The following is a 14,891-nucleotide window of genomic DNA, read 5'->3' on the forward strand; positions in this document are numbered from 1 at the left end:
TTCAATTTTGAATTTTGAATTATAAATTTTGAACCATGATTTATGAGTTTTGAATTTTGAAGCAGTGATTATTAAAAATACATAGTCCAAAATTCATAAACTAAAATTCATAAACCGCCTGTTCTCTAAATAAGTTTGCAGAATAATAGTGGCACTGATTTCATCTACCAAAGCCTTATTCTGCCGGTCTTTCTTTTTCAGCCCGGCTTCGAGCATGGTGCGATGCGCCAGGACGGAAGTAAACCGTTCGTCCACATACTCTACCGGCATATCGGGCAGGCGCTTTTTCAAGGAGCGTACAAACGGCTCGATTCGCTTCATGTTCTCGGAAGCCTCGTTGTTCATTTGCTTCGGCAAGCCGACAAGAATCCGCTCCACCGGCTCCTTCTCCACATAGTCCGTGATAAAAGTAAGCAGTTCGTGGGTAGGCACGGTAGTCAACCCGTTGGCAATCATTTGCAACGTGTCGCTGACGGCTATGCCTGTACGCTTCCTGCCGTAGTCAATAGCTATTATTCTGCCCATTATGGATTATAAAATTACGAATCACAGTTGAAGTTTTTTCCTCCACATCAGTACACCAGTTTCACATTATCCACCCAAAAAGAGTTACCCGGAGAACCTATATATGCTCCGCCGTGGCTGGACGTAAACTGCAACAGGATATGGGTGGGTACATCATCTTCCGTTCCCCATGCCACTTCCCTGACGGGTACGCTCTCGCCTTTGCTGTTCACGGCATAACGTTCCTGCACCTGCAAGCGCATCATGTGCGCTTTGTACCCGGGATTACCCGTGATGTCACCATACATGATGGAGTATGTGGCGTTATTGTGCCAATCGTCTGTCGTCTTATAATAACGTACCACCACCGTACCTACACGCTTGGCATAGATGTTTCCGTCCTTGTCCTCCCAACGTTTCTGCAGGAAAAGGTTCATCTCGGGAAAGTCTTTCCCTTCCACATCGGTTATCTTGCTGAAGCCGGTGGAACGAATACGCTTTTCGCGGTCGGACATCTTCACCTTATAATCGAACTGAACGGCAACGGGCTTTTTAGTGAACGGTATACCGGTATTCAGTATCTTCTGCGGGTTCTTTGTCCCCTTGATAGGTTCGTGGACGTTGCCGAGAAATATCGAACCGGCAGCCAGCACGGTGATATCCACGATGCCGAACACCTTCACGCTTTCCATACGGGTATCCAAACGGGCACAGAAACCACTGCCCCGCTTCTCCGGAAATACCGAAGTATTCGTCTTGGTGATACCTGCCACACGCGCCATCACATTAGAGGTGGCCCAGGGAGACCCACCCATATTCTCATACGGTTTGCTTTCGGTGATAGTTGCCGTAGGACCGATAGCATACACATGCTTGGTAGCGCCGCCGATAATTCCTGACTCTTTAATCTGGCGGTCAATCCATTGGTCCATGTTTCCGAACGGAATCATCTCGACCTTGTGCTGCGCCGACATTGCCCCACAACAAAGCATCACGGACAGCAAACCCAACATACGAAGTTTTTTACGAATCATCTCTCTATTCTCCTGCAATCAATTAAAGTTCATAATGCCACTGCTTCAGCGCAAAGTCCCAATTGTCCTGAACCAGTTGCACCGTACGGTCATCATATTTATATTTGTTCTTCTTATACCCTTTCTTGCCGCCTACATACCGCTCGATGTCGGCTTGCGCAGCTGCAAAACCGGGTATGGACAGGGCATCGTAAATATGTTCCGTCATCCCCATCGCATCGGCTTCGAAATCCTCGAACTTCACTTCGATAAGATTACCAGCCGGAATGCTTGCCTTGTCCGCCTCATACTTGTGATAGAGTTTAGCATAGATGGACAAGATGTTCTGTTCCAGTTCGGCAGGAGTGATGTCCTGAAACTTCAACGGCTGGATAGTATTCGTGAAGAAGCTGCGTGTGCTCTCGAACACCGTATAAGGATTGCGCATCAGATAGATGAACTTGGCATTGGGAAACATCTTCACCAACTCCTTCACACGTCCGGTATGGGGCGGGTTCTTACTGAGGAACTGCGTGCCGTGCGTGTTCCACAAAGAGATTTTGATAAGCTTGGTAAACGTCTCCTCGAACACCTTGAGTTCTTCTGCACTGATATCGTCGAACAGCAGGTATTTGTCGGCATATTCCTGTTGGTACTTGGGCAGAAACCAAAAGTTATAATAGGTATAGGGCATCATGTTGGCCAACGCGAACTCTTCTTCCTGCGGCAGATCCACCGCCAACTCCATATTATCCGTAGGACGCTTGTCGGGCATCAGCCAGCTCATGTTTTTCTTGAAGAAAGGCTGTCCCCACATCATCAGATGCGGAAATACGGTCTGATAGGTAGTGTTGTAACCGAAATGCTTGTCGCACGAAAATACGTTATGCACGAACGTCGTTCCGCTGCGCCAGTGGCCGAGTATGAACACAGGGTCATGTTCCAGCGGTTGGTCCGCCAACAGTTTCGCATAACGTTTATCCTGCAAGGGGACAAGCGTGGAAAGCAGGCGGCAGACGGCTTTCGTCAACCGATACTTGCCTTTGTATGCGGCATCTATTTCACGTCCTTGCGCAATGGCATTAAAAGTTTTCCAATCCGCACCGACAAGTGTGTTAATCGGCAATTTATTAAATTCTAATAGTCCCATTCTTATTTAATTGAGAGTTGAAGTTTCCAATTCCTACTTCTTAATGATTACCGCCATTCCCTGACGTTCCAGCTCCTTTACCGCCTTCTCTACAGCCTCGTAGTGTTCGGGGGCAATTCCCAACTTAGGCAGGTCGAGCACAGGAAGTTCTTCGGAAACGCGCATATCCTTGTCTTCCACCCGGTTGATTATCATACCTACGGCGCTGGTATTGTTGGTAATCGGGTCTATCAGGATGAAAGAACCGGTAGCCTTGTTGGTTTGATAAGAGTCGAAGAACAGTTCTTTGGCAGTAGTCAATACCACGCGGGCAATCTGGTTCAACTGCATCGGCAACGTCTCCTTCGTCAACCGGCCGTTCTCGACGGAAAGTTCCTCCATCGTGTTGACATCTACCTTGTACTTGATGTTGTCAATACGCGTGCGGCTCAAATTGGTAGTCTGCTTGATGAAGAAAGACTTGTTTATATCCATCGGCTCCTCGTCCATCCACACGACCATAGCTTCGAAGTTGCGCTCCATCATCGGAAGGTTGCCGGGATGTACCAGCATTTCTCCGCGCGAAACGTCAATCTCGTCTTCCAACGTCAGCGTAACGGACTGCGGCGGGAAGGCATAATCGAGTTCCCCTTCGTAAGTCACGATACTCTTGACGCGCGACTTCTTGCCGGAGGGCAACGCCATCACCTCATCCCCCTTGCGGATAACGCCCGAAGCCACCTTGCCGCAGAAACCGCGGAAGTCGAGGTTAGGACGCAACACATACTGCACAGGGAAACGGAAATCTTCCAGATTATGGTCGTTGTCGATATGCACGGTTTCGAGAAAATCGAGCAAAGAAGTACCGTTGTACCAGGGAGTACGTTCCGATTTCTCCACCACGTTGTCACCATCGAGCGCGGAAAGCGGAATACAAGTCACATCGGGAATACCCAACGGAGTTATGAACTTCTTATACTCGCCCACAATCTCATTGAAACGTTCTTCAGAGAAATCTACCAAGTCCATTTTATTGACGGCAAGCACCACATGCTTGATGCCCAGCAAAGAGACAAGGAAAGTGTGACGGCGCGTCTGTGTGATAACACCCGTACGGGCATCTACCAGGATGATTGCCAAGTTGGCGGTAGAACCTCCGGTAATCATGTTGCGCGTATACTGTTCGTGCCCCGGAGTGTCGGCAATGATGAACTTACGGTTGTTGGTAGAGAAATAGCGGTATGCCACGTCAATCGTAATACCCTGCTCCCGCTCCGCCTTCAATCCGTCCAGCAACAACGCGTAGTCAATGTGCTCGCCGGCATTGCCCATGCGCTTGCTGTCACGTTCCAAGGCGTCCAACTGGTCTTCGTACAATTTCTTGCTATCAAACAACAGGCGTCCGATAAGCGTGGACTTCCCGTCATCTACCGAACCGGCAGTAAGGAAACGAAGCAAATCCTTCTGTTCATCCTTATCAAGAAAAGCCTTTATATCAAGTGTTGAATTATCCATTTCTTAATTCTCAGTTTTTTTAATTCTTAATTTCTTAAAAGTATCCCTCACGCTTCTTCTGCTCCATACTTGCCTCCTGGTCGAAGTCGATGACGCGCGTCGTACGCTCACTCTTGGTGGTAGTCATCATCTCCTCCACAATCTTCTCGATTGTATCGGCATTGCTTTCCACGGCTCCGGTCAGCGGCCAGCAGCCCAACGTACGGAAACGCACCATGCGCATCTCTACTTTCTCACGGTATTGTTCCGGCAGACGCTCGTCATCCGCCATAATCAGGTTACCGTCAATCTCTACACAGGGACGCTCTTTGGCAAAATACAAAGGCACGATGGGAATATTCTCCAGACGGATGTATTGCCAGATATCCAGTTCCGTCCAGTTGCTCAACGGGAACACACGGATACTCTCTCCCTTGTGCACGCGTGCATTGTAAATATCCCACAACTCCGGACGCTGGTTCTTAGGATCCCATTGATGAAATTTATCACGGAAAGAGAAAATACGTTCCTTGGCACGCGATTTCTCCTCGTCGCGACGGGCACCGCCGAAAGCAGCATCGAATTTGTACTTATCCAGCGCATGCAGCAAGGCTTGCGTCTTCATCAGGTCGGTGTGCACCTTGCTGCCGTGCGTAAAGGGTCCCACACCAGCCTCGAAGGCTTCCGTATTGCTCTCTACAATCAGGTTCCAGCCGTACTTCCTGGCATACTCGTCACGGAACTGAATCATTTCCCTGAATTTCCATTTGGAGTCGATGTGCATCAACGGGAAAGGCACTTTGCCCGGAGCAAAAGCTTTCTCTGCCAAACGTACCATAACCGACGAATCCTTACCGATGCTGTATAGCATCACCGGATTCTCAAATTCCGCAGCCACCTCGCGGATAATATGAATAGACTCTGCCTCGAGTTCTTTCAAGTGGCTCAGTTTATATTCTTCTTTCATTCTATATTATTTCTTCTGTATTCTCGATAAAATCAATTCCAACAACTTGCCAACGGACTCTTCCAGGCTCAATGCGGATGTGTCCAACACCAATGCCGGATGGGCAGGAGCCTCGAAAGGCGCGGAAACACCCGTGAAGTCCTTAATCTCGCCACGGCGCGCCTTGGCATACAAGCCTTTCACATCCCTGCGCTCGCACTCTTCAATGGGAGTGCTGACGTACACTTCCAGAAAGTCGTCCTTTCCGATGATATTCGCGGCCATTTCCCGGATGTCGTTACTGGGACTGATAAAAGCTGCAAGAGTGATAATGCCCGTATCCACAAACAGTTTGGACACCTCGGCTATGCGGCGGATATTCTCAATACGGTCCGCTTCCGTAAAGCCCAGGTTATTGTTAATGCCGCTACGGATGTTGTCTCCGTCCAGTATGCGGCAGAGCAATCCGCGTTTGTGCAACTCGCGTTCCAAAGCGATAGCTATCGTGCTCTTGCCCGAACCGCTCAATCCGGTAAACCAAATCATCACGCTACGCTGCTTCAAAAGTTCTTCTTTGTCTTGTCTCGACAACATTCTGTCGAAAATAGGATATATGTTATTCGCTGTCATAATTCAATCAAAACGGCCAAATTAAGGGAATAAGAAATATGGATATAAGGAAAGTGATAATATTCAGCGGCAATCCGATACGGACAAAATCCGTAAATTTATAGTTACCGATACCCTGCACTATCAGATTGGTCTGATAACCGATAGGCGTTGAGAAACTTGCCGACGCAGCCATACAAATCACCACAAAGAAAGGCGTAGGGCTCACACCGAGTTGTGATGAAATGGAAAGTGCCAACGGGAAAGCAAGTGCCGCAGCGGCATTGTTCGTTATCAGTTCGGTAAACAGGTTGGTTATGACAAACATCACCGCCAGCAACACCGCAGGTCCGTAGTGTTCAGTCAGCCCGATGATGTACTTAGCCACAACATCCGCCACTCCGGAATTTACCATAGCCTTGCTGATAGCGAAAGCGCAGGCAATCGTTATCAGAATATCCCACGATATATATTTGGTGTATTTGCGGGCAGGGAAGATTTTTGTCCATGCCATGATAATTGTCGTCACGGAGACGAAGAAAAACATGTCCAGTTTGATATCCGGAAAAGCCTCCTTCACGACAGGAAGTTCGCCTACAGTGGCTCCGGCAATCATCAGAATCAGCAAAGCGAGTGCAAACCAACGCTTACCCCTGCTTGCCACAGGTTCCGTATCCTTGCCGTTGGCAAGCATCACAAAGACGGAAGATTCACCCCAGGTCTGCACAAAAGAATCATCCGCCATCACTACCAGCGTGTCGCCTTCGCGGAAATATTCATTCTCCAAATCTTGCGTATAGCTCTGTCCGTTGCGTTTTATCTCTTTTACTTCGGCACCGTAATGGCGCTGGAAATTGAAATCCTTCAATTTCTTGTTGATACCCGGGAAACGGGCTCCCAATACCGCTTCTACCCGATGCAGGTTGCCATGTTCTTCCAGCTCTTCATCCGCTTTTACAGCATCCTTACGGACATCCGGCAGCAACTTGGGCGAGAACAGGAACAGATAGACAATACCGGTTATCGCTATGAAAATCCCCACTTTTCCAAGTTCGAACATCGAAAACCCCTCATAGCCGGCCTCCAGTATCATACCATGCACCACCAAATTTGTGGAAGTACCGATCAATGTACAGATACCGCCCAAAATCGTCACATACGAAAGAGGTATCAGGAATTTAGTGGCGGGAAGATTCACCGACTCCGCCCAACGTTTTATAATCGGGGCAAAAATCACCACAACAGGAGTGTTGTTCAGGAAAGCCGAGATAAAGGAGATTGTCGGCAACATCCGGAACTGTGCTTTGAAGACGGAAGTTTTACCTTGCGGAAGAAGCTTCTTGATAAGTTGTCCCAATGCACCGGACTGGCGGATACCTTCACTAACCAGGAACAGCATGGCTACCGTAATCATGCCCTTATTGCTGAATCCTTCCAACATTTCTTTGGGGGTCAGAATTCCCGCACAAAGAAACAGTACCACCACCGAAAAAAGCACCATTCCCGGACGCATCTTGTCCAAAACTAAGGCTATCACCATGCCCAGCAGTGCTAAAAGCACAAATATGATTTCAAACGTCATAGGTACGAATTGTTATTTAATTACGCTTGGGCTCTACTATAAACCACGGATTCAGCAAATCTTCTTTATTGTATCGCAACGGCTCTTCTTTTCCGGCTTGATACACTTCCATGCCGGCTGCACGCGCAATGGCATGCCCTGCTGCCGTGTCCCACTCCATTGTCGGCGCAAAACGGGGATAGACATCCGCCTTGCCTTCCGCAACCAGGCATATTTTGATGGAACTTCCGCTGGAAATCAATTCCACATCCGAATGGCGACATCTCATTTCCTCAATGTAATCTTCCGTCTCGGCAGACAGATGCGAACGGGATGCCACAATCACAAACTTCTTGCGGTTATCCTTCACCGGCAGACGAACGGCCTTCGCCATCAATTCTTCCAAAGACGCCTCGCCGCGAACCATGACATCCGAAAGCTTATAAGCCCCCAAAGACTCTTCGGCAAAATAGAGTTCTCTCTTTACAGGAAGATAGATAACCCCCATTACAGGAACGAAATTGCGCACCAATGCAATATTAACGGTGAACTCGCCATTCCGTTTTATAAACTCTTTCGTACCATCCAAAGGGTCTACAATCCACAAAGTAGTCCATTTGCTACGTTCCGCATAGGGCAAATGCTTCCCCTCTTCGCTCAACAATGGATAAGGCGTATGTTGCAAATAGCCGGCAATGGCTGCATGCGCTTTTTTGTCGGCAATCGTCAAAGGAGAGTTGTCCGCCTTCTTCTCTATCTGAAAGTCCGATGCCGGATCGTTGTAAATAGAAAGGATATCTTTGCCTGCACAAAGTGCCGCATCAATCGCATCAAGCATATATTGTCGTTCCATATTATATTCCAAATTCTAAAAATAAATAAGGTGCAAAGTTAAAAACTTTTCTACCGCCAAAAGTTTTTAACTTTGTTTTATAACTTCTTTTAAACGAAAATAGAGAAAATTATAAGCACTTTTTCACAATCATTCGAAACCGGAGTTTCATAGTCATTTCCAACGGATTATGAAAAAGGCAGTAACTTCCCAGTTACCGCCCTATCTTGAAAGGAGGAAAATACCCCTTTCCTATGAATTACCAAAAAGAATTCGAATTACTTAATACGATACAGCAGCCAAGCACCCTGGAAGTCCTTACGGTTAGGGTATTTAGCCTTAAAAGCATCGCGAGCGTTGGCAGCAGAGCCTCTGTCTGCATACGTGCTTACGATTACACGATACATCGCAGCATCTGCATTAAATGCAATGACTGCATTGTAACCTTCCTTATCCAAGAAGTTCTTCAAGTTTTCCGCATTGGCTTTCACACCGAAGCTACCGCATACGACACTGTAATCCTTCAGTCCGTCAACGCCGGACACTACAGTCACTTTCTCCTGACGAATCGTACCCACGGGCGCGCTTTCTACCACCTTAGCTTCTACAGGAGCACTAACCACGGGAACCACCTCCTCTACCGGTGCGGCAGGCTGCGGTTCTGCCAATTCCTGTTGTTTAGCCTTTTCGTATGCTTTCTTGTAAGCGCTTTCACTTGATTTACAAGAAGAGAATGCCAGTACAATACATACTCCCATTCCTAACACTGCCAATTTTTTCATCTTTTCTTTTTATTTTTTGTTAGTAACTATGTCTATTCTCAAATAATGCTCAATATTTACGAAAAACATATTTCGTTCCATTATGGTTCAATCGCATCTTCTTGTTCGTCAGTTCTTCCACCTTAAACGTTCTCTCGCCGGAAGCTCCCCAGCCAAAGAATTTCTTATAACTTGCCGAATTCACCAACCCTTCATGCGCGGACTCATTTCCGGAACTATTATCCGGCCACAAAGTTATGGAAATTTCATCATCTTTCAACTTATAATAACCATAAAAACCTTCATATCTCCCACTTTCATTCATACAATATGCCAGAAAACTGCCTTTCTGAAAGCCATAGAAGATGCTGTCTACTTTCTGCACCTTGCCATCGGGATACTGATATTCGCGTAATTGCCATTTTCCCACCCAGTCGGAACCGCCGTCATTCATACAAGACGTCCATCCCAGTGCCACGCACATCAAAAGCAGCAGCATTATCCCGTTCAGTATTTTTTTCATATACATCTTTTTAATTTTTGAAGACAAAAGTACTCCGAACCGCTTATCTTATACCCACCGATGCCGTTAAATATAATTAAAACACCTGTTTTACCGTTTCCTGCCATACATATTTGTAAAAAACAAGAATCGGTGAACAATCATTCGAAATAAATTGTTAGTTTTGTCAGATTAGAGCCTGTTCAAAGTTTGCCCGGCATTTTTCGAGTGTTCTTTCCAAGGATATTTTTCCACTCGGAAAAAACCCGTAAAGGCTGAATAAAATATTTCAGAAGAGAACTTAAAACAGGCTCTTAGAGTTAATAACAAAAAAAAGAAACATTATTATGAAAGGATTAAATGTATTAGCAGCTTTTTTAGGTGGTGCGGCAGTAGGTGCGGCCATCGGTATTTTATTTGCACCGGACAAAGGTGAGGATACGCGTCGCAAAATTGCGGAAATTCTTCGCAAAAAAGGCATCCGCCTGAGCCGTAGCGAAATGGAAAACCTTGTAGATGAAATCGCCGCAGAAATCAAAGGCGAAACAAACGAATAATTCAAACCTCATTTCAAAACAAAGCCGCCATGTTTGTAAACGATAACAGCATTGAGAATATCCAGCAGTTATTTTCCGATTTCAAAAAATACCTGGAACTGCAAAAAAAATATACCAAACTGGAAGTTGCGGAAAAGCTGACCATACTGCTTTCCACGCTCATACTTGTATTGCTAACCGTCATTCTCAGCATAGTGGCTTTGTTCTATCTGTCGTTTACCTTAGCCTATGTACTGGCGCCCATAGTAGGCGGATTAATGGTAGGTTTCGCCATAATAAGCTGTTTCCACATCTTATTACTCGCACTAATCGTTGTATTCCGCAAGAAGATGATCGTCAATCCGATGACCAAATTCATTGCAGGATTATTCATAGATAACAATCAGGACTAAAATATCATGAATATGAATAATACCGCCCCGACCAAGATTCTCACATTGGAAGACCTTCAGCAGCAAAAGGCCGAAGTATTAAAAGAGCTACGTGCCCAAAAGCAAGTCATAATTGATACTACGCGAAACCTGTTTGCCCCGGCTGCTCCTGCAGCCAACAAAGGTTCAGCCGTCATGCGCCTATTTAATAACGGTATGGCTGTATTCGACGGAGCCATGCTTGGAATAAAACTGATAAAAAAAATCAGAAAAATATTCAAACGCTGAGAACAAACCAATCAACAAAAGAAAATACTCCCGGCTGGCTATGTGAAACATGCTTGCCGGGAGTATTTTCATTATCGGACCACCCCTTTATACAGCCATCACTCGTCCGCCTATCACCCCTGCAATAGCACTTGCCACTGCGATAATCACTTTCAGGATTTTATCCCAAACCGATACTTTGATACTCATAATTCTCATTTTTCAATCATTAAACACCAATAACTTATCACTCTTCACATGGTTTATCCCAACGGATTTTCTTCCTCTTTCCCATCCGATCCACCACCGCCGTTGCCGGAAGAATCATCGTCCGTAATCACACCTCTCCACTTTTCAAACTCTACTCCCTGCAGCAAGGCACGAGTAGTGCCGATTGCAGCCGGACGCGTGTATTCCGGAGTAAATTGGCAACGCAACGCCGTCACCTGACTTGGATTTACATCCTCCGCCCTCTCTGCTCCCTTACCGCGTGTGCGGGCTTTCATCGTAAACGTTCCCAAACCGTTCAAACGCACCGTACGGCTATTCAGCAGATGCATCCGCATGGCAGACATCAAGTTACGGATTACGTTCTGCACATCACCCGGTGTCAATGAAGACTTCTCGGCAATGCTCTCTGCCAGCGATTGCGTATCTACCGTTTTTCCCACTTTCTTCAAACTCAGATGCCATGTCCTGACACCCTCTTTCGTCGCCAACTGCGACTGTCTTGCATAATAAAATAGAGGCATATTATCTCTCCTTTACATTTTTAAATCAAACATCATTTTAACTCTTGTTCCGTTGATCAACGATGCAAAGGTGATAATATATACGGGTATAAACAAAGAAAACAGCCCCGTCGGAGCTGTTTTCTGAGAATAATTTATAAAACGCTGACTATTTGTCAATTATGAGCACAATCGGATTAGTCTTCATTGATTGTACAGATGCTGACACGGTTCCAGTCTGCTTCTTCAAACATGTTACCTACACCCTGGCCTTCTGCAGTGATGCGGTTTGCAGCAATCTTATATCTGTTAGTCAACATATTCTTTACAGATTCTGCACGTTGTTTGGCAATACGGGCATTCACATCAGCGTTTCCTTCCGGAGAAGCATATCCCTTGATAGATACGGTCGCGTTTTTATGGTTCTTCATATAAGTAGCGATACGCTCTACGTTAGGAGTCTGAGAAGCCTCAACAGCAGTACCACCTTGACGGAATGTTACAACAGATTCCAATGTTTTCTTATTGTTGGTAACTGTTTCCGTGATTACTTTCGGAGCTTGGTTCTTGCAATCATTCAGCGCTTTCTCCAAATCGGCATTCTTCTGGTTGGCATTCTTCAACGCAGCAGCATTATCGTTGGCTTCACGACGCAAATCATTAATCTGATTATTCAGAGCATCAATTTCCGATTGGTTATACGGCTTTACAAAAGTAAAGTGACGGCTACCATTGCTGCAGCTGAAATGGTATTTCAATCCGGCAGTAAATTCCCATGCGGCACGATTGGCATCGAAACATACGTTATCACTTCCGGCTGCATTCATGTCATATACCAAAGCAGGTTTGAAAGCCAATGTCCATGCTTTTTCCTCACCCAGGTTGAAGTTGAAATTAAGACCCAATTTGCTTGACATGCTGTTCAGGTCGCCTTCACCGTTTACAGCATAGTGCAACCAACCGATACCGGCAACAGTTTCTACTTCAAACAGTCTCGGAGCGCCGGTATAACCGCCAAACAGGTTATTCAGGTTCAATCTACCCAACAGGCTCAAATTAGTATTGTCAAATGCCGTTCTGCTCGCAGTAGTGTTGATACTTGTCATCGCTTCCAAGCCCAAACCCAATACCGGAGTAATTTGTTTGTCCAAATCAACTCCCAAAACAGCTCTCATGTTCTTGAAGAATGCGCTATGAGTAAGAGGAGTAGTTCCACCTACATTAACACCTACTGACCAATTGTCGGAAAACTTATTTCCTACCACAGCGTCCTGAGCATTAGTGGCCATAGCAGCCATACACAATGCAATGCTTACAATAACTTTTTTCATGTCTTTTTACTTTAAAATTTCGGGGCGCAAAGGTAAAAATAAAATAATATAACAACCAATATTTATAATCAAAATTTAACAGAAAGGCTAAAAATTCCTACAAACAGGACAAAAGACATTCCATTCCCGTCCTATTTGCAAAGTCTGTTTACATTTTATCCGCACTATTTCAGCACTCTATAATATATTTATCCACGTTTCGGGTTTCCTTGCTAAAGTTTACCCCTACTTTTACCAGCTTTCTCCCGTCCAAGATATAAGGAAGTAGGTATCCTTTTCCATCTATCTGTTCCAACGCTTCTTCAGCGGTTCCATTCAGCTTGAATTCAAAAACAAAAACAAAGTCTTTCGTTTTCACTACCGCATCGGCACGACCACGGGCACTGCGAACTTCCGTTTCTACAAATTGCCCCATCAACGTGAAGACCACATAGAAAATCGCTTGATAATGATACTCGGTATTGTCACTCAGTTCATAAGGCATCCCTGCAAAAAAGACTTTCAAGCGCTCCATGAAAGCATCTACATTACCGGCTCTCAAATCACGCATGAATTTTACAATATAGAAACCTGCCTCCGCATCAGACACCTCTGTATAGTAGGGTATCAGAAAATTCAAGAAACCATAACGGACCTCATCGTCAGGAAATCCCAAAGTATAAAGATTAACCTCCTTATGCAAGTCTACCAAATAAGTAGGAGTACCCGTCTGGAACCAATAATTATCAAATTTATAGCTATCAAAAACATTTAATAAGCTAAAGATATATGCAAATATACGCTTTTCCTTCAAAGAGAAATCTCATTTATATCTTTCTCTACTTTTCAAAGAATGATTACCTATCATCTGTTATTACGACACCGGCATTCTGATGTCTTGCCATTTTTCACCCAAGAAAAATATAACCGCTCTGATTTACGTTCCTAAAGAAAAATCATAACAATATTTATTTAAGATTTGTACGGCTATAAAACAAAACGGAGAAACATCACTCACCGAATGTTTCTCCGTTTTTCATTTCTTAGGACACTATGAAAGCACCTCAATGACAGCCTTCCAAAATATCCTCCTTGCCTAAAGGTATATACGGACCGTCCTTTACTTCAAATATCACAGAAGATTCCATTACATCCAACGTATGCCACTGTCCTTTGGGAATATGAACCCCATACATACCATTTCCAGGGTGCAAATCATACCGTTCCACTTCTTCCCCACTATCATTATAGAACATTACATTGATATGTCCGCGCAAAAGAATATACGTTTCTGCCGTATGCCGATGTCTGTGTACAGGCAAAACAGTCCCCACTTCCAGCGCGTTAAGCAACCGTTGTGCTTTCGCATCCAAAGCTTCATGCAAATTGAAATTCATACGTAGCCGTTCACTCTCTTTGGCTTGACCGGATACCTGATCCAGCAGTTGTTCATCGATTATCATCTTGTTGTTTTTAAATAATCTTCATGCAATGAATAGAATTATTACATAGGCATTCTTTTTTCTGCCTTTACAAAGTTCTCTTTATAGACTCGTCAAACGAAACCACATTATATTTACCGTCAAAATAATTACTAAGAGAAAGTTCATAGGCATCTTCATCAAACGCTCTTTGTACAAACCTAAAGGATTTAACAGCTAACCACACAAACGGATTAAACAATCGAGTAAACCATATTTTATGATTACTAAATTTAGCTATGGTTCTTACAATTTCAGATGTAGAAGTATATTCCGCATTCTGAGGACAAAAAATACCTTTAGAATGATTATCAATTAACAATTTGATAAATTCACACAAATTATCTATATAAATCAAACTTTTATGCTGTTTATAATCCGGAAAAACAGGAACTTTTTTAGCATACTTAATTAATAAAGGATAATTTCCTTTACACCCCTTTCCATAAATAGCCGGTGGCCTAACACTTACAACTGAAAATGTAAGATCATTCATTTCCTGAATTATATTATCAGCCTGCAATTTACTATCACCATAGAAACTGGACGGATTCACTTTATTTACATCGGTTATAATCCCACAATCATCACCATACACATTCATAGATGAAAGGAAAATAAACTGTTTCACACCTGCCGCTTTTGCTGTTTTACAAATGTCAACAGTCATATCCCTATTTACCGAATAAAATAAATCTTTCATTTTGGTTGTTATTTTAATGTGAGCTATACCTGCTACATCTACTACAACATCAAAAGAAGAAAAATCCACTTCCTTCCATAAATTATTTATAGTACTAACAGACTCTACATAATATAAAGA

Annotated in this window: 18 protein-coding genes and 1 pseudogene; 3 read left to right on the top strand and 16 right to left on the bottom strand. The window is 44.4% G+C overall.

Annotated elements, in window-relative coordinates; genetic code table 11:
• Positions 1–93: 93 nt before the first annotated feature.
• The 10 genes from ruvX to QZ327_RS07100 all read right to left on the bottom strand — a co-directional run bounded on the left by ruvX (position 94) and on the right by QZ327_RS07100 (position 9,372).
• Entirely contained in the window at positions 94–525 is a 432-nt protein-coding gene (ruvX, locus tag QZ327_RS07055; protein WP_294618278.1) for a Holliday junction resolvase RuvX, read from the bottom strand.
• A 47-nt stretch (positions 526–572) separates the two neighbouring features.
• Positions 573–1,538, bottom strand: a complete 966-nt coding sequence (locus QZ327_RS07060) for a PCMD domain-containing protein (protein WP_294618279.1) — start codon at positions 1,536–1,538, stop codon at positions 573–575.
• Positions 1,539–1,560: 22 nt separating this feature from the next.
• Positions 1,561–2,667 carry a sulfotransferase gene (locus tag QZ327_RS07065; protein ID WP_294618281.1) on the bottom strand — a complete coding sequence of 369 codons (1,107 nt, stop codon included), beginning with the start codon at positions 2,665–2,667 and terminating at the stop codon, positions 1,561–1,563.
• A 33-nt stretch (positions 2,668–2,700) separates the two neighbouring features.
• A complete protein-coding gene (gene cysN, locus QZ327_RS07070) occupies positions 2,701–4,161 on the bottom strand; it encodes a sulfate adenylyltransferase subunit CysN (protein WP_294618283.1) in 1,461 nt (486 codons plus the stop codon).
• Between the two features lie 34 nt (positions 4,162–4,195).
• The gene (gene cysD, locus QZ327_RS07075; RefSeq protein WP_294618285.1) at positions 4,196–5,107 is read right to left on the bottom strand and encodes a sulfate adenylyltransferase subunit CysD; all 912 of its coding nucleotides are present in this window, start codon (positions 5,105–5,107) and stop codon (positions 4,196–4,198) included.
• Between the two features lie 6 nt (positions 5,108–5,113).
• A complete protein-coding gene (cysC, locus tag QZ327_RS07080) occupies positions 5,114–5,716 on the bottom strand; it encodes an adenylyl-sulfate kinase (RefSeq protein WP_294618287.1) in 603 nt (200 codons plus the stop codon).
• Between the two features lie 7 nt (positions 5,717–5,723).
• A complete protein-coding gene (locus QZ327_RS07085; RefSeq protein ID WP_294618289.1) occupies positions 5,724–7,277 on the bottom strand; it encodes an SLC13 family permease in 1,554 nt (517 codons plus the stop codon).
• Positions 7,278–7,293: 16 nt separating this feature from the next.
• Positions 7,294–8,109, bottom strand: a complete 816-nt coding sequence (gene cysQ / locus QZ327_RS07090) for a 3'(2'),5'-bisphosphate nucleotidase CysQ (RefSeq protein WP_294618291.1) — start codon at positions 8,107–8,109, stop codon at positions 7,294–7,296.
• Between the two features lie 257 nt (positions 8,110–8,366).
• A complete protein-coding gene (locus QZ327_RS07095) occupies positions 8,367–8,870 on the bottom strand; it encodes an SPOR domain-containing protein (protein WP_294618292.1) in 504 nt (167 codons plus the stop codon).
• Positions 8,871–8,919: 49 nt separating this feature from the next.
• Positions 8,920–9,372 carry a lipocalin-like domain-containing protein gene (locus QZ327_RS07100; protein WP_294618294.1) on the bottom strand — a complete coding sequence of 151 codons (453 nt, stop codon included), beginning with the start codon at positions 9,370–9,372 and terminating at the stop codon, positions 8,920–8,922.
• Positions 9,373–9,698: 326 nt separating this feature from the next.
• On the opposite strand from QZ327_RS07100, the gene QZ327_RS07105 reads away from it, so the two are divergent.
• Genes QZ327_RS07105 through QZ327_RS07115 form a run of 3 tightly spaced genes read left to right on the top strand, consistent with a single transcriptional unit; the run spans position 9,699 to position 10,567 of the window.
• Positions 9,699–9,908: a YtxH domain-containing protein gene (locus tag QZ327_RS07105; protein ID WP_294618296.1), complete on the top strand. Its 210-nt coding sequence runs from the start codon at positions 9,699–9,701 to the stop codon at positions 9,906–9,908.
• A gap of 29 nt (positions 9,909–9,937) precedes the next feature.
• On the top strand, positions 9,938–10,300 hold the full coding sequence (locus QZ327_RS07110; protein ID WP_294618298.1) for a phage holin family protein: 363 nt from the start codon (positions 9,938–9,940) through the stop codon (positions 10,298–10,300).
• Between the two features lie 6 nt (positions 10,301–10,306).
• Complete coding sequence (locus QZ327_RS07115; protein ID WP_294618299.1) at positions 10,307–10,567, top strand: hypothetical protein; 261 nt, start codon at positions 10,307–10,309, stop codon at positions 10,565–10,567.
• 87 nt (positions 10,568–10,654) lie between these two features.
• Here the strand turns inward: QZ327_RS07115 and QZ327_RS07120 are convergent, their stop codons facing one another.
• The 6 genes and pseudogenes from QZ327_RS07120 to QZ327_RS07145 form a co-directional block, all read right to left on the bottom strand.
• Positions 10,655–10,750, bottom strand: a complete 96-nt coding sequence (locus QZ327_RS07120; protein ID WP_294618328.1) for a smalltalk protein — start codon at positions 10,748–10,750, stop codon at positions 10,655–10,657.
• Positions 10,751–10,809: 59 nt separating this feature from the next.
• Entirely contained in the window at positions 10,810–11,298 is a 489-nt protein-coding gene (locus QZ327_RS07125; RefSeq protein WP_294618301.1) for an HU family DNA-binding protein, read from the bottom strand.
• 176 nt (positions 11,299–11,474) lie between these two features.
• Positions 11,475–12,608 carry an OmpA family protein gene (locus QZ327_RS07130; RefSeq protein WP_294618303.1) on the bottom strand — a complete coding sequence of 378 codons (1,134 nt, stop codon included), beginning with the start codon at positions 12,606–12,608 and terminating at the stop codon, positions 11,475–11,477.
• Positions 12,609–12,777: 169 nt separating this feature from the next.
• A pseudogene (locus tag QZ327_RS07135) lies at positions 12,778–13,371 on the bottom strand (PD-(D/E)XK nuclease domain-containing protein); the annotation flags it as partial.
• A 280-nt stretch (positions 13,372–13,651) separates the two neighbouring features.
• Positions 13,652–14,050, bottom strand: coding sequence for a WbuC family cupin fold metalloprotein (locus tag QZ327_RS07140; protein ID WP_294618304.1), 399 nt, complete (start codon positions 14,048–14,050; stop codon positions 13,652–13,654).
• A gap of 67 nt (positions 14,051–14,117) precedes the next feature.
• Positions 14,118–14,891, bottom strand: a 774-nt coding sequence (locus tag QZ327_RS07145; protein ID WP_294618306.1) for an NAD-dependent epimerase/dehydratase family protein, incomplete at its 5' end; no start/stop codon positions are given.

Source organism: uncultured Bacteroides sp. (assembly GCF_910578895.1).
In the GTDB taxonomy this organism is placed as follows: Bacteria; Bacteroidota; Bacteroidia; order Bacteroidales; family Bacteroidaceae; genus Bacteroides.